At 62.5% G+C, this 14,226-nt stretch carries 12 protein-coding genes; 6 read left to right on the forward strand and 6 right to left on the reverse strand.

The features are described 5' to 3' along the window. The 4 genes from AB4M76_RS13005 (at position 1) to AB4M76_RS13020 (ending at position 4,632) form a co-directional block, all read left to right on the forward strand. Complete coding sequence (locus AB4M76_RS13005; protein WP_368442304.1) at positions 1-690, forward strand: type 1 glutamine amidotransferase; 690 nt, start codon at positions 1-3, stop codon at positions 688-690. Beyond that, positions 690-2,051 carry a glutamine synthetase family protein gene (locus AB4M76_RS13010; RefSeq protein WP_368442306.1) on the forward strand — a complete coding sequence of 454 codons (1,362 nt, stop codon included), beginning with the start codon at positions 690-692 and terminating at the stop codon, positions 2,049-2,051. The genes AB4M76_RS13005 and AB4M76_RS13010 overlap by 1 nt, the downstream gene beginning before the upstream one ends. Positions 2,052-2,069: 18 nt before the next feature. Then, positions 2,070-3,374, forward strand: coding sequence for an NAD(P)/FAD-dependent oxidoreductase (locus AB4M76_RS13015; protein WP_368442307.1), 1,305 nt, complete (start codon positions 2,070-2,072; stop codon positions 3,372-3,374). 79 nt (positions 3,375-3,453) lie between these two features. Continuing rightward, entirely contained in the window at positions 3,454-4,632 is a 1,179-nt protein-coding gene (locus AB4M76_RS13020) for a DegT/DnrJ/EryC1/StrS family aminotransferase (RefSeq protein ID WP_368442308.1), read from the forward strand. A gap of 76 nt (positions 4,633-4,708) precedes the next feature. On the opposite strand, the gene phaR is transcribed toward AB4M76_RS13020, so the two are convergent. The 3 genes from phaR to AB4M76_RS13035 all read right to left on the reverse strand — a co-directional run bounded on the left by phaR (position 4,709) and on the right by AB4M76_RS13035 (position 7,797). Then, positions 4,709-5,254: a polyhydroxyalkanoate synthesis repressor PhaR gene (gene phaR / locus AB4M76_RS13025; protein ID WP_368442309.1), complete on the reverse strand. Its 546-nt coding sequence runs from the start codon at positions 5,252-5,254 to the stop codon at positions 4,709-4,711. Positions 5,255-5,396: 142 nt separating this feature from the next. After that, positions 5,397-5,840, reverse strand: a complete 444-nt coding sequence (locus AB4M76_RS13030; RefSeq protein WP_368442310.1) for a phasin family protein — start codon at positions 5,838-5,840, stop codon at positions 5,397-5,399. 151 nt (positions 5,841-5,991) lie between these two features. Further along, a complete protein-coding gene (locus tag AB4M76_RS13035; RefSeq protein ID WP_368442311.1) occupies positions 5,992-7,797 on the reverse strand; it encodes a PHA/PHB synthase family protein in 1,806 nt (601 codons plus the stop codon). Positions 7,798-7,846: 49 nt separating this feature from the next. On the opposite strand from AB4M76_RS13035, the gene phaZ reads away from it, so the two are divergent. Beyond that, positions 7,847-9,163: a polyhydroxyalkanoate depolymerase gene (gene phaZ, locus AB4M76_RS13040; protein WP_368442312.1), complete on the forward strand. Its 1,317-nt coding sequence runs from the start codon at positions 7,847-7,849 to the stop codon at positions 9,161-9,163. Positions 9,164-9,170: 7 nt separating this feature from the next. Here the strand turns inward: phaZ and AB4M76_RS13045 are convergent, their stop codons facing one another. The 3 genes from AB4M76_RS13045 to AB4M76_RS13055 form a co-directional block, all read right to left on the reverse strand. Continuing rightward, on the reverse strand, positions 9,171-9,881 hold the full coding sequence (locus AB4M76_RS13045) for an alpha/beta fold hydrolase (protein ID WP_368442313.1): 711 nt from the start codon (positions 9,879-9,881) through the stop codon (positions 9,171-9,173). Positions 9,882-10,003: 122 nt separating this feature from the next. Beyond that, positions 10,004-10,750, reverse strand: a complete 747-nt coding sequence (locus tag AB4M76_RS13050) for an alpha/beta fold hydrolase (RefSeq protein ID WP_368442314.1) — start codon at positions 10,748-10,750, stop codon at positions 10,004-10,006. Positions 10,751-10,801: 51 nt separating this feature from the next. Then, the gene (locus AB4M76_RS13055) at positions 10,802-12,088 is read right to left on the reverse strand and encodes an MFS transporter (protein ID WP_368442315.1); all 1,287 of its coding nucleotides are present in this window, start codon (positions 12,086-12,088) and stop codon (positions 10,802-10,804) included. Positions 12,089-12,255: 167 nt separating this feature from the next. On the opposite strand from AB4M76_RS13055, the gene thrS reads away from it, so the two are divergent. Continuing rightward, positions 12,256-14,205, forward strand: a complete 1,950-nt coding sequence (thrS, locus tag AB4M76_RS13060) for a threonine--tRNA ligase (RefSeq protein ID WP_368442316.1) — start codon at positions 12,256-12,258, stop codon at positions 14,203-14,205. The last annotated feature ends 21 nt before the right edge of the window (positions 14,206-14,226 follow it).

Consider the following 14,226-nt stretch of genomic DNA (forward strand, 5'->3'; position numbering starts at 1 on the left):
ATGAAAATCGGCATTCTGCAAACCGGCCATTCCCCCGATGAATTCCGCAAGGAGTTGGGCGATTATGGCGAAATGTTCACCAAGCTGCTGGACGGCCATGGCTTTGACTTCAAGATCTTCTCGGTCGTCGACGGTATCCTGCCCGAGAGCGTGCGCGAGGCCGACGGCTGGCTGATCACCGGCTCGAAACACGGCGCCTATGAGGACCACGACTGGATTCCGCCGCTGGAGGATTTCATCCGCGACACCTATGCCGATGGCCGCCCGATGATCGGCGTCTGCTTTGGCCATCAGATCATCGCCCAAGCGCTTGGCGGAAAGGTCGAGAAATTCACCAACGGCTGGTCCATCGGGCGCACCGAATATGACATGGGCGGCGAGAAACTGGCGCTGAATGCATGGCATCAGGATCAGGTGGTGGACCTGCCCGAAGGGGCCGAGGTCGTCGCCTCATCCGACTTCTGCGCCTATGCCGCACTGGCCTATGACAACCGCATCTGGACGGTGCAGCCGCATCCTGAGTTTGACCATGACTTCATCGACGGGTTGATCAAGACCCGGGGCAAGGGCGTGGTGCCAGACCACCAGTTGGAACAGGCGACCGCCGCCTTGGGCGGCCCGATTGATAACCATAAAATCGCGGACCAAATGGCCGCATTCTTCAAAGACAACAGGAAAGAGAGGGCCTGATGGCCGACGATTGGACAGAGGCATTACCCGAAGCGGCGCGCGCCTATCTTGAGGGCCGCCGCTTGGACGAAGTGGAATGTATCATCCCAGACCTGCCCGGCATCGCCCGGGGCAAGGCCGTCCCGGCGTCGAAATTCGCCCGGCAGGATTACTTCCACCTGCCCGACAGCATCTTTTACCAGACCATCACCGGCGAATGGGGCGAAGCCGCAGGCGATGATGGCTTCATCGAGAAAGACATGATCCTGCGCCCGGATATGGACACGGCCACCGCCGCCCCCTGGACCGGGGACTGGACGCTTCAGGTGATCCACGATGCTTTCGACCGCAACAATGAGCCGGTGGCCTATTCGCCGCGCAATGTGCTCAAACGCGTGGTGCAGCTCTACCGCGACAAAGGCTGGGAGCCGGTGGTGGCGCCCGAGATGGAGTTTTTCCTTGTCGCCCGCAACCTTGACCCGGCGCATGAGATCAAGCCGATGATGGGCCGCTCGGGCCGCCCCGCCGCCGCGCGGCAGGCCTATTCGATGACCGCGGTGGATGAGTTCGGCCCGGTGATCGACGACATCTATGACTTTGCCGAGGCCCAGGGGTTCGAGATCGATGGCATCACCCAGGAGGGCGGCGCGGGGCAGTTGGAGATCAACCTGCTGCATGGCGATCCGGTGCGATTGGCCGATGAGGTGTTCTATTTCAAGCGCCTGATCCGCGAAGCGGCGATGCGGCATGAATGCTACGCCACCTTCATGGCCAAGCCGATTGCGGATGAGCCCGGCAGCGCCATGCATATCCACCATTCGGTGCTGGACGTGAAAACCGGCGAGAACATCTTTGCCAATGCCGAGGGGGAAGAGACCGCGGCTTTCCGGCATTTCATCGCCGGCTTGCAAAACCACATGCCAAGCGCGCTCGCGGTGATCGCGCCCTACGTCAACTCCTACCGCCGCTACGTCAAGGATCACGCCGCCCCGATCAACCTCGAATGGGGCCGCGACAACCGCACCACGGGCATCCGCGTGCCGCTCTCGGGGCCGAAATCACGCCGGGTGGAAAACCGCCTCGCCGGGATGGACTGCAACCCCTATCTTGGCATCGCCGCCAGCCTTGCCTGTGGCTATCTGGGGCTGACCCAGCAGAAAGACCCGCTGCCCGAATTCAAGGGCGATGCCTATGTCGGCGAAGGGGATATTCCGCAGGTGCTGGGCGAAGCGCTTGATCTGTTCGAAGAAGCCACGAAGCTGCATGAGGTCCTAGGTGCCGATTTCGCCCGCGTCTACTCCATCGTCAAACGCGCCGAATACGAAGAGTTCCTACAGGTGATCTCGCCTTGGGAACGTGAACATCTGCTGATGAACGTCTAACGCCCGGAGGCCCCCCCCTTGAACCTGCTCTATGCCAATGACGCCCCCGGCCAATACCCGGCCAGCTGGTACGCCGCGACCGCCACGCCGCATCGCCCGCATCCCCCCCTGCAAGGCGATGTCAAAGCCGATGTCTGCGTCATCGGCGGCGGCTATACCGGGCTGTCCGCCGCGTTGCATCTGGCCGAGGCCGGGCGCGACGTGGTGCTGATCGAAGCGCAGCGTCTGGGCTTTGGTGCTTCCGGGCGCAACGGCGGGCAGTTGGGCTCGGGCCAGCGGGTGGAGCAGGACGGTCTGGAAAAGATGCTGGGGCAAGACCATGCCGCCAGGCTCTGGACCATGGGGGAAGAGGCCAAGGCGCTGGTCAAATCCCTGATCGAGAAACATGAGATCGCCTGCCACCTGAAGCCCGGCGTGGCCTGGACTGGCTCAACCGAGGCGCAGGTGCGCCATCTGCATGACTACGCGCAGCATCTGCAAACCCGCTATGGCTATGACCAGATCGAAGTGCTGGATCAGGACGCCTTGCAAAGCGTCTGCCCCTCGCCCGACTACAAGGGCGGCATTCTCGATAAGGGGGCCGCGCATCTGCATCCGCTGAACTATGCGCTTGGCCTCGCCCGCGCGGCTGAAGCGGCGGGCGTGCGTCTGTTCGAAAACAGCCCGGCGCAGAAGATCGTCGACGGTCAGAAGCCTATCGTTCAATGCCCCACAGGCAGCGTCACCGCCGGCCATGTGGTTCTGGCCTGCAATGGCTACCTTGGGACGCTGAATGGCGAGGTTGCGGGTAAGGTCATGCCGATCAACAACTTTATCGCCGCGACCGAGCCGCTTGGGGAGCGCGTCAAAGAGGTGCTGCCGCGGGATGTGGCAGTTGCTGACAGCCGCTTTGTGGTCAATTACTTCCGCCTTTCCCATGACGGGCGGCTGCTCTTTGGCGGCGGCGAGAGCTATGGCTACCGTTTCCCGCAGGATATCGCCGCCAAGGTGCGCAAACCGATGTCGCAGATCTTTCCGCAGTTGAAGGACGTCAAGATCGACTACGCTTGGGGCGGCACCCTGGGCATCACCATGAAACGCCTGCCCTATGTCGCCCGGGTGGCGCCGAATATCCTCTCGGCTTCGGGCTATTCCGGTCACGGGGTCGGCACGGCGACCCATGCGGGCTATCTCATGGCGAAGGCCATTGAGGGCGAGACCGACGGCTTCGACACGATGGCGGCGATCCCCGCCACGCCCTTCCCCGGCGGCCCCACGATGCGCAGCCCGCTTTTGGCGCTGGCGATGCTCTGGTATGCGACGCGGGACCGGCTCGGGCTCTGACACCCTATAGGGGAAACTGCTTGGTGCCGGGTCGGCTTTGTTTTACAAGTCGGAAAACCACTGTTCAGGATTTCGACACATGGCATTGCCCGACATGCACAAGGCCGAGCCTATCCCCGCCGAGGCCGAAACCGCCATTGCGGAACTGCTGCAAAGCGGCGATCTGTTTCGCTATACCGCTGCCGAAAACGCGCCTGTCTCCTTGCTGGAGGTCGAGTTCGCGCAGATGATGGGCAGCAAATATGCGCTGGCGGTGTCCTCTTGCTCGGCGGCGCTGTTCCTGTCGCTGCTGGCCCTGGACCTGCCCAAAGACGCGCGCGTGCTGATCCCCGGTTTCACCTTTGCCGCCGTGCCCTCGGCGGTGATCCACGCGGGCCACAGCCCGGTGCTCTGCGAAGTCGGCGAGGATTACCGCGTCGATCTTGAGGATTTCGCCGCCAAGCTGGGCACTGTCGATGCGGCTCTGATCAGCCATATGCGCGGCCATACCTCTGATATGGATGCGATCATGGCGCTCTGCCGCGCCGCCAATCTGCCGGTGATCGAAGATGCGGCCCATTCGCTTGGCACCCTGTGGCACGGGCGCAAGATCGGGACGATCGGGGATATCGGCTGCTTCTCCTTCCAGTCCTACAAGATGATCAACGCGGGCGAAGGCGGTATTCTGATCACCGATGACCCCGATCTGGTGGCCCGCGCGATCATCATGTCGGGTGCCTATGAGCATAATTGGAAGAAACACGCCGCCTTGCAGGAAAGCTTTGCCAAATGGCAGAACCAACTGCCGCTGTATAACATGCGGATGTCGAACCTTTCGGCCGCGATCCTGCGCCCGCAGCTGCCCCATCTGCCGCGCCGGGTGGCCGCGGGGCTGCGCAACCACGATCACATGGCGGCGCGCCTGTCGGCCTCGCCCTGGATCGAAGTGCCAAGCCCCCTGCCCGGCGAGACCCGCGCGCCGGATTCGATCCAGTTCAACCTGGTCAATCTGCCCGAGGCCACGATCCGCGCCTTTGCCGCCGCCGCTGACGCGGCTGGGGTCAAGGTGCAGGTCTTTGGCCAGAGCAGCGACAATGCGCGCGCCTTTTGGAACTGGCAATTCATTGAAAACCTGCCGGAGCTGCCGCGCACCCGCGCCATGTTGATGCGGGCCTGTGATGTGCGGCTGCCGGTGCAGTTGAGCCTTGCCGAGATCGACGCGGTGGCGGATGTGATCCTGCAGGTTCTGGCCGAGATCGCCGAGGCCAAAGCGGCCTGAGCACCTTAACCAAGGATTGAGGGGCCTGTCCCCTCAAACGCCGCTGTGAGCATTTCCGGCCAAAAAGAGCTGCCGCTCAGCTCATCTTGGACAGTTTGTCTTGCAGCTCGGCCAGTTGTTTCTTGATGGCATCGAGGTCATCGCCCTTTTCGGAGCTCTGCGGTTGCTCGGGCGTGGTGGATTTGGCCCAGCCGCCGGTCATCGCTTTCATGAAAGCCTCTTGCTGCGCTTGCATGGCCTCCATACCCGGCATCTTGGCCATCGGGTTCATCGCGCTCATGTTCTCGACCACTTTGCTTTGACCATCGCGCAGCATATCGAAGGAGGCCTGTAGGAACTGCGGCACGACAGAGACATTGCCGGACATATAGCTGCGCACCAGATCGGTCAGCACATCGACGGGCAGCACCGCCTCGCCGCGGCTTTCGTGTTCGGCGATGATCTGCAGAAGGTATTGGCGGGTCAGGTCGTCGCCGGATTTAAGATCGACGATCTGCACCTCGCGGCCATCGCGGATGAAGCCGGCGATATCCTCCAGCGTCACGTAATCGCTGGTTTCGGTGTTGTAGAGCCTGCGGCTGGCATAGCGTTTGATCAGCAAGGGTTTCGGTTTGTCCGCCATGATATTCCTCCCGGCCAGTGGTGCTGCGGTGCAGCTTAGGACAGGGATCGGCAAATAGAAAGGGCGCATGACAAAAGGGGCAGGCCCCGATGGACCCGCCCCCTTGTTAACTTCTGTCACCGCGGCAGTGCCGCCCTGTGGCTTATTTCGTGGCAGGCTTTTGCGCTGTGGTCTGTGCTGTCTCAGCGGTTTTGGCAGCGGTTGCTGTCGCCTCGGCTTTGACTTCCTTGCCCGCTGCCATCATCAGCTCAACCGTGTCCATCTGAACCTTTTTCGCAACTTCGGCGAAGGCGGCCATATGCTCGGCAGCGGCTTCGGCGGAAGCGGAGGCGAATTCAGTCATCGCCTTGGCGTAGTCCGTGGGCTCATTCTTGGCCGAGGTCATCGCGGTCAGGCGGGTCAGCGTGTCTTTGGTCCATGCCGAAGAGATGTCAGCGGATTTGTCAGCCGCGTCGAAGGCAACGCTGGACAGTTTTTCATTCAGGGTCGCTGTGTTTTTGAAAGCGTCCTTCATGGCGGAATTGTCCATCGGGAAGGCGCCCAGAACGTCTTTGAACATCGCGGTCATATCGGGTGTCTTGGTCATGTCTCTATCCTTTGTAGCTGCATTTGCAGGGGAGCGGGAGCAGACCCACTCGTTTCGCGTCTGACAGCAATATAGATGCCGCAGCGCAGCATTTCAAGTTTTTTCTGCATCGCAGCATAGCGCCCGGAGAATGGCCAAAGGTCCTGTGAGATCAGTCGTTTGCCTTGCGCGCCACATAGGCGCCCGGCGCATCTCCCAAGATTTCGCGCCCGCCATCACCGGGGAATCGCGCTGGCACCTGTTTGCCGGCGCGTTTGCTCAGCCATTTCCCCCACCGCGGCCACCAGGAGCCTTCGTGGAACTTTGCCGCTTCACGCCAGGCCGCGTGGTCCTGGGTCAGATCACCGTTCACGTAATGCCCGTATTTATTGCGGCTCGGCGGGTTCACGATGCCTGCGATATGGCCCGATTGGGTCATGATAAAGGTCTTGTCGTCCGACCCCATCTTTTGCACGCCGCGGAAGCAGTCCTTCCATGGCGCGATGTGATCCGTCTCGCAGGCAATGGCGCAAAGCGGCAGATCTATATCGCCCAACTCCAGCCGATGCCCCAGCAATTCAAACCCGCCCTCGGCCAGTTCATTGCGCTGGCACAGGCCGCGCAGATACTGCATCGCCATTTTGCCGGGAAGGTTGGCCCCGTCCCCGTTCCAATAGAGCAGATCAAAGGCGGGCGGGGTCTCCCCCATCATATAGCTGCGCACCGCGGGACCATAGACAAGGTCATGCGAGCGCAGAAAGGAGAAGGTGCGCGCCATGACGACCGAGGGCAGAATGCCCTTGTCCGCCGTCTCGGCCTCGATCCCGTCGATAAAATCATCGGTCAGAAAGGGCTGGAACTCGCCCTGATCGGAGAAATCGGTCAGCGCGGTAAAGAAGGTCGCGGATTTGATCGAAGTATCGCCGCGTTGTTTCAAGAGCGACAGGGTCAGCGCCAGCGTGGTGCCTGCGATGCAATAGCCCACGATATTGATCCGCTTCTCGTCGGTGATCGCTTTGACTTGCTCAATCGCGGTCAGATACCCCTCTTCGATATATTCCTCCATGCCGACATCGGCATAGCTGGCATCAGGGTTGACCCAAGACACGACGAAAAGCGTATGGCCCTGATCGACCAACCATTTCACAAGGCTGTTCTGCGCCTTGAGGTCGAGGATATAGTATTTGTTGATCCACGGCGGGAAGATCAGCAGCGGGGTCTTATGCACCTCATCGGTGCTGGGCGTGTATTGGATCAACTCGAACATGCGGTTGCGAAACACCACTTTGCCGGGCGTGGTGGCGATGTTGCGGCCCAGTTCAAAGGCGCTGTCGTCGGCCAGTCTGACCACCAGCTCCCCATTATTGGCCTCAAGGTCGGAGATCATATTCTCCAACCCTTTGACGAGGCTCTCGCCCTCGGTCTCCACCGCGCGTTCCAGCGCATCGGGGTTGGTGGCGAGGAAATTGGTGGGCGACATCATCGCGATGATCTGCTGAGTGAAATAGACCAGACGTTTCTTCTCGGCCGGGTCCATGTCCACCGCGTCCTCGACCGCTTGGCGCAGGGCTTCGGCGTTGATCAGATATTGCTGTTTGATGAAGCTGAAATAGGGATGGGTCTGCCACAGCGGATTGGCAAAGCGCTTGTCCTGCGGCGCCTCTTCCTGCGGTGCAGCGAACTCCCCTTTGGCCAAGGCCTGCTGGGTTTCCATGAAATGGGTGACCGATTTGGTCCAATAGCCCATCTGATGCTCCATCAGACGCGCGGGGTTGGTCATGGCCTCGGACCAATAGGATTGCGCCGCCTTGGCAAAGAGCTCCTGATTGGGGCCGTCGAGCGCAGGCTGATGCCCTTTACGCGAGGTCAACACGCGGGTCAGACGTTCGGTTAGCTCTTCAACTTTCTGCAAATTTTGCGCCATTCGCGTCAGCGCCGCCGGGTCCGAAGGATCTGAAGTGGTGGATTCTGTTGTCATCTTAACCTTTCCCTCCTATCTTCGCAGGTGCAGCATAAAGGAGCTCCGCATGCGCTATATGGCCACCTACGACATGATGGAATCCATCCGGAACACCAACCAGTGGCTCGGTGCTTCCGCCCTCGCCATGGCATCCTACCCCGGTTTCTCGATGTTTCCAAACCCTGCGATGGAATGGCTTGCCGCATGGGGCGAAGTGACCGAACGCAGCTTTGCGCGGATGGTCGTCAAACCTGATTGGAACATCCCCCCGGTCGTCGGCCCCAATGGGCAGGACCGTCTGGTCAGTATTGAGCCGGTGATGGAACGCGCCTTCGGCGATCTGCTGCGGTTCTCCGTTCAGGGGCGCGAAGACACGGGCCGCAAGGTTCTGCTGGTTGCTCCGATGTCTGGTCACTATGCCACCCTCCTGCGCTCCACCGTGATCTCCCTGCTGCCCGATTGCGACGTCTATGTGACAGACTGGCACAATGCGCGCGATATTCCAGTTAGTGCGGGTAAGTTCGATATCGAGGATTACACCCTCTATCTGGTTGATTTCATGCGCGCGCTTGGGCCTGACACCCATGTGATCGCGGTCTGTCAGCCGGCCCCGCTGGCGCTGGCGGCCACCGCCTATCTGGCCGAGGAAGACCCCGAGGCGCAGCCGCGCACGCTGACGCTGATCGGCGGGCCGATCGACCCCGATGCCGCGCCCACCGATGTGACCGATTTCGGCCATAGCGTGACCATGGGCCAGCTAGAGCAGCTTATGATCCAGCGTGTGGGCTTCAAATATGCCGGGGTTGGGCGCATGGTCTATCCCGGCCTGTTGCAACTGGCCTCCTTCATCTCGATGAACAATGACACCCACCGCGATGCCTTTGCCAATCAGATCTCCCGCGTGGCGCAGAAGGTCGCGCAGGAGCATGACAAGCACAATAAATTTTACGACGAATATCTCGCCGTGATGGATATGCCGGCGGAGTTCTATCTGTCGACCGTAGAGCGCGTGTTCAAGGAACGCGAGATCGCGCGGAATGTCTTTACCGTGGCCGGTCGCCCGGTGGATATCGGCAAGATCACCACCGTTGCGGTCAAGACCGTTGAGGGCAGCAAGGATGACATCTCGGCCCCGGGCCAATGTATCGCCGCGCTTGATCTGCTGACCGGTCTGCCGGACGCAAAGAAAGCCAGCCATCTTGAGGATGGCGCGGGGCATTACGGTATTTTTGCGGGCCGCAGCTGGCGCAATAACATCCGCCCGCTGGTGCTGAATTTCATCGATGCGAACAACGGCGATGCGCATAACGGCGGGGCGCATAACGACGGGGCGAACAATGGCGCCCCAAAGCCCCGCAAAACGCGCCGGTCCAAGGCCGCCTAAGACCCCTTTATTGAAGGACCAAAGGCTGCTGCATCCAGTCGCGCAGCGCGGCGGTGGTGGCCTCGGGCTGCTCAAGGCTCGGCAGATGGCCCGCCTCCGCCAGCACGGTCAGCGTCGCATAGGGGATCAGTTCGGCCATGAAATTGTGGCGTTTGACCGGGCAGATCGCGTCATGCTCCCCGCAAAGCACCAGGGCCGGGATTTTGCATTTCCCCAAAGTCGGCTGCTGGTCCCGCCGCCGCTGCAAGGCCCGCGACTGCTGCACAAAGACCTCGGGGCCAAGGCTCTCGGCCATCTCCATCGCCTGCGCCTGTACCGCATTGCGCTGCGGCCCGGGGGCCAGAAACCCGGAGGCCAAGCGGTTCTGGATGACCTCGGCCAGACGCCCCGATTGCGCCGCGACGATCTGCGGCTCTCGGTCCGCGGCGATGGCGGGCAGTTCCGGCAGAACCTGTGTGGCCAAAAGCGCGATCCGGCTGATCCGGTCGGGCGCGCGGCGCAAGAGTTCCAGCGCGACCACACCGCCCATGCCTTGGCCTGCCAGCGCGAAACGCGGCGGCAATTGGTCGAGCAGACCCGAGGCAATTTCCTCGATCCGCTCGCCTTGGGTCACCGGGCCCAAGACCAGTGTCGTGCTGCCCGACAAAGCGGTGATCTGCGGCGCAAAGACGCGCGCGTCGCACATCATCCCGGGCAAAAGGACCAGCGGCTCACGCATGATGAAAGCGCATGTTCTGAAGCGTTTTGAAGGGCATGGCGTCTCCTGTCTTTGGCGCTGCTCTACCACGCGGGATGTGCGGCAGAAATCTCAAGCCCATGGCATCGGCGGTTCCGCGCTACCTAGCCCGGCGACACCTCTTTCACCGCGTCAATGATAAGCCCCAGACAGGTTTCATCGGAAAACCGGTGGTCTGCGTCCTTGACCAACGTGAGCCGCATGTCAGGGCTCTGCGCATGTTCCAGCAGCCGCACCGCCGTGGCCGTGCTGACGGCGGTGTCTGCGGTGCCCTGCAACAGACGCACCGGAAACGGCAGATCAAGCGGCCTGCGCAGCACCAGCCGCGCGCGGCCATCTTCGATCATGCGTTTGGTGATGATATAGGGCTCCATATAGTCCGACGGCAGTTCCACCTGCCCGACCTCGGCCAAGGTCTGCTTTTGCGCCTCGGTGAAATGCGCCCAATAGCCGTCTTCGGTAAAATCCGGCGCGGCGGCGATGCCCACCATCCCTGCGATCCGCTCTGGCAGTGCCCGCGCCAGCAACAGCGCCTGCCAGCCACCCATGGAAGAGCCGACGATGACCAGCGGCCCCTCGGTCAGCGCCGTGACCGCCGCCAGCGTGTCCTCATGCCAATCGCCGATACAGCCCTCGGTGAAGCTGCCCGAAGATTCCCCATGGCCGGAATAGTCGAACCGCAAAAACGCCCGCCCCTCGCGCTGCGCCCAGTCTTCGAGGAACACCGCCTTGGTCCCCATCATGTCGGATTTCAGCCCGCCAAGGAAAACCACGCAAGGCCCGCGCCCTGCGCTGTAGTGATATGCAATGCGCCGCCCTTGGGGCGTGTCGATGAATTGGGTCTCTGCCATGATGCCTCCGTCTTTGCGCCGATCATGCAAGGCGGCGCAGGCGAGGGCAAGTCAGCCGTCTTCCAAATGCTCAACCTCCGGCAGCCAATGCGCGGCCACCGCGGCAGCCGCTGCCATGAGTGCAAAGAGCACCAAGGTCGCCTGCGGCCCGATCAACGCCGCCCCGCCGCCCAGCACCCCGGCGAGCAGCAGCAAAAGCCCGATCACCGTATTGCTCACCGCCGCATAGGCGGCGCGGCTGTCCGCCGGGGCCATGTCGACCAGATAGGTCGAACGCCCCTGCCGCACGCCGTGATAGGCCACCATCAGGATGAAAAGCACGCCGGGCATGGCCCAGACCGCCTCGGCCAGCCCGATGAACCACAGCGCCACCGCCAGCACCATCGCCAGCGCCCCGACCACGCCGGTCAGCATCAAGACCCGGCGGCTCGACAGATCCGACAACCGCCCCCAGACGTAGGAGCTGACCAGCGACGCCAGTGCCGAGGCCAGCACCAGCGCGCCCAATTGCCCCAGTTGGCCGCCCTCGGACGATCCGGCCAGCACCACCAGATAGGGCGGCGCCAGCGCGGTCGAGACCAAAAGCCCGCGCACCAGAATGAAGAGCCACAGATCGCGGTTGTCCTTGAGCAGCGCGAAATCGACGCCCTTGCTGTCCTCGGTCTCGCTCGGGCTTTCCTCGATCGTGGCAAACAACAGCGCCGCCGCGATCCAGAGCGCCGCCGCCAGCGCAATCGCCGCGATCACCACGCCGCGGCTCTGAAACACGCCTGACATCAGCAGACCCGCAAAGATCACCACGCCGACAGAGGACACCGACCCCGCCAGCCCCGTCACCGAGCCGCGCCGCGTCTTGCCCACCGTCTTGCCCAAAATCTCCTTGAAGGACACCGAACAGGCCGCGCGGCAGACCGCCAGAACCGCCAGCGCCGCGATCACCGCATAGCCCGCCGCCGCGCCCTCAAGGCTCAGCGCCGCCAGCGCGATCAGCGCCGCGGCCACCCCCTGCCCGACCGAGCCCCAGACCCAGGCCCATTTGCGCCGCGCCATCCGCTGCACCACCCCCGCGAGCGCGATCTGCGGCAGCAGCGATCCGGCCTCGCGCACCGGCACCAGCGCGCCCGCGAAAACCGCCGGCGCCCCCAAGGCGTTCAGCAGCCAGGCCAGCACCAGCTTGGGGTCGATCAGCCCGTCGGCCACTTTGGTCATCGACAGCGACACGATATGCCGCAGCCCATTGCGCGCCTCGGCCTGCTGGGCATCGCCCTCCAGCTCCGCTGCCGGGTCATCGGCCCCCGATATGGTTGCGAAAGCGCGTTCTGCCGTGTCGTCTTGCATCTGTCTTGCCCCTCATCGTCCCGCCCTGACATAGCGCGCCGCGGGGCGCGGGCCAGTTTCCCTCGCCCCCTCGCATTGACAAGCCGCCCGCAGGCGGCCACATGTGGCGCGAACAAAACCCGCAACCGGGCGTCTCGTAGGCGCCAAACCGACGAGGAGCGCCCCAGATGGCCCAAATCTCTCTCACCCTTCCCGATGGCAACAGCCGCCAATATGACGCCGGTATCACCGCGGGCGAAGTGGCTGCCGACATCTCCAAATCGCTGGGCAAAAAGGCCATCAGCGCCACCGTCAACGGCGCCCATTACGATCTGGCATGGCCGATCGAAACCGATGCCGACATCGCGATCCACACCATGGCCGACGAAGAACAGGCCAATGAGCTGGTGCGCCACGACCTTGCGCATATCATGGCCCGCGCGGTGCAGGAAATCTGGCCCGACACCAAGGTCACCATCGGCCCGGTGATCAAGGACGGCTGGTACTATGACTTTGACCGCAAAGAGCCTTTCACCCCCGAGGACCTCGGCGCGATCGAAAAGAAGATGAAAGAGATCATCAACAAACGCGATCCCGTCCGCACCGAGGTCTGGGACCGCGCCCGCGCGATCAAACATTACGAAGACAACAATGAGCCCTATAAGGTCGAGCTGATCGAGGCTATCCCCGGCGATGAGCCCTTGCGCATGTATTGGCACGGCGACTGGCAGGATCTCTGCCGCGGTCCGCATCTGGCCCATACCGGGCAGGTGCCGGGCGATGCCTTCAAACTGATGTCCATCGCCGGGGCCTATTGGCGCGGCGACAGTGACCGCGCCATGCTGCAAAGGATCTACGGCGTGGCCTTTACCGGCAAGGAAAAGCTGCGCGCCCATCTCAACATGCTGGAGGAAGCCGCCAAACGCGACCATCGCAAGCTGGGCCGCGAGATGGACCTCTTCCACATGCAGGAAGAAGCCCCGGGCCAGATCTTCTGGCACCCCAACGGCTGGCGCATCTATACCGAGTTGCAGGATTTCGTCCGCCGCAAGCAGCGCGCCGGCGGCTATGTCGAGGTGAACACCCCGCAGGTCGTGGACCGCAAGCTGTGGGAAGCCTCGGGCCATTGGGAGAAGTATCAGGAGAACATGTTCATCGTCGAGGTTGACGAGGAACACGCCCGCGAAAAAGCGGTCAACGCTCTAAAGCCGATGAACTGCCCCTGCCACGTGCAGATCTTCAATCAGGGTCTGAAATCCTACCGCGACCTGCCCCTGCGCATGGCCGAGTTCGGCTCCTGCGCGCGTTACGAGCCGTCGGGCGCGTTGCACGGCATCATGCGGGTGCGCGGCTTTACCCAGGACGACGGGCATATCTTCTGCTCCGAAGATCAGATCGAGAGCGAAACCGCCGTCTATATCGAGTTCCTCAGCTCGATGTACCGCAATCTGGGCTTTGAGAACTTCAAGGTGAAGTTCTCCGACCGCCCCGAGACCCGCGCGGGCTCCGATGAGGTCTGGGACAAGGCCGAGGCCGCGCTGCTTTCCGCCACCCGCAAGGCCGGGATCGAGCCCGAGATGAACCCGGGCGAAGGCGCTTTCTATGGCCCGAAACTGGAGTTCGTGCTGACCGACGCCATTGGCCGCGACTGGCAGTGCGGCACCCATCAGGTGGACTTCGTGCTGCCTGAGCGTCTGGATGCCACCTATATCGGTGCCGACGGGGGCAAGCACCGCCCGGTCATGCTACACCGCGCGACCCTCGGCTCTTTCGAGCGTTTCATCGGCATCCTGATCGAAGAACACGCCGGCAAACTGCCCTTCTGGCTGGCCCCGCGTCAGGTCGTCGTGGCTTCGATCACTTCCGAGGCCGATGACTATGTGGCCGAAGTGGTCGAGACCCTGAAGGCCGCCGGCGTGCGCGCCGAGGCCGACATGCGCAACGAGAAGATCAACTACAAGGTCCGCGAACATTCGGTCGGCAAGGTGCCGGTGATCCTTGCCGTCGGCGCGCGGGAGGTTGAGGAGCGCACTGTCTCTGTCCGCCGTTTGGGCCAGAAACAGACCTCGGTGCAGCCGTTGGAGACGCTCACCGCCGAATTGGCGCAGGAATCGACCCCGCCTGATCTGCGTCGGTAACAAAATATCACCCCGGCAGGC

It is taken from the genome of Sulfitobacter sp. PS-8MA, assembly GCF_040933935.1.
GTDB lineage: Bacteria > Pseudomonadota > Alphaproteobacteria > Rhodobacterales > Rhodobacteraceae > Sulfitobacter.

What these genes read in the sequence shown, in the direction of transcription:
- AB4M76_RS13005 (WP_368442304.1), top strand. Translation starts at nt 1, where the DNA reads ATGAAAATCGGCATTCTGCAAACCGGCCATTCCCCCGATGAATTCCGC.
- AB4M76_RS13010 (WP_368442306.1), top strand. Translation starts at nt 690, where the DNA reads ATGGCCGACGATTGGACAGAGGCATTACCCGAAGCGGCGCGCGCCTAT.
- AB4M76_RS13020 (WP_368442308.1), top strand. Translation starts at nt 3,454, where the DNA reads ATGGCATTGCCCGACATGCACAAGGCCGAGCCTATCCCCGCCGAGGCC.
- phaR (WP_368442309.1), bottom strand. Translation starts at nt 5,254, where the DNA reads ATGGCGGACAAACCGAAACCCTTGCTGATCAAACGCTATGCCAGCCGC.
- AB4M76_RS13030 (WP_368442310.1), bottom strand. Translation starts at nt 5,840, where the DNA reads ATGACCAAGACACCCGATATGACCGCGATGTTCAAAGACGTTCTGGGC.
- AB4M76_RS13035 (WP_368442311.1), bottom strand. Translation starts at nt 7,797, where the DNA reads ATGACAACAGAATCCACCACTTCAGATCCTTCGGACCCGGCGGCGCTG.
- phaZ (WP_368442312.1), top strand. Translation starts at nt 7,847, where the DNA reads ATGCGCTATATGGCCACCTACGACATGATGGAATCCATCCGGAACACC.
- AB4M76_RS13045 (WP_368442313.1), bottom strand. Translation starts at nt 9,881, where the DNA reads ATGCGTGAGCCGCTGGTCCTTTTGCCCGGGATGATGTGCGACGCGCGC.
- AB4M76_RS13050 (WP_368442314.1), bottom strand. Translation starts at nt 10,750, where the DNA reads ATGGCAGAGACCCAATTCATCGACACGCCCCAAGGGCGGCGCATTGCA.
- AB4M76_RS13055 (WP_368442315.1), bottom strand. Translation starts at nt 12,088, where the DNA reads ATGCAAGACGACACGGCAGAACGCGCTTTCGCAACCATATCGGGGGCC.
- thrS (WP_368442316.1), top strand. Translation starts at nt 12,256, where the DNA reads ATGGCCCAAATCTCTCTCACCCTTCCCGATGGCAACAGCCGCCAATAT.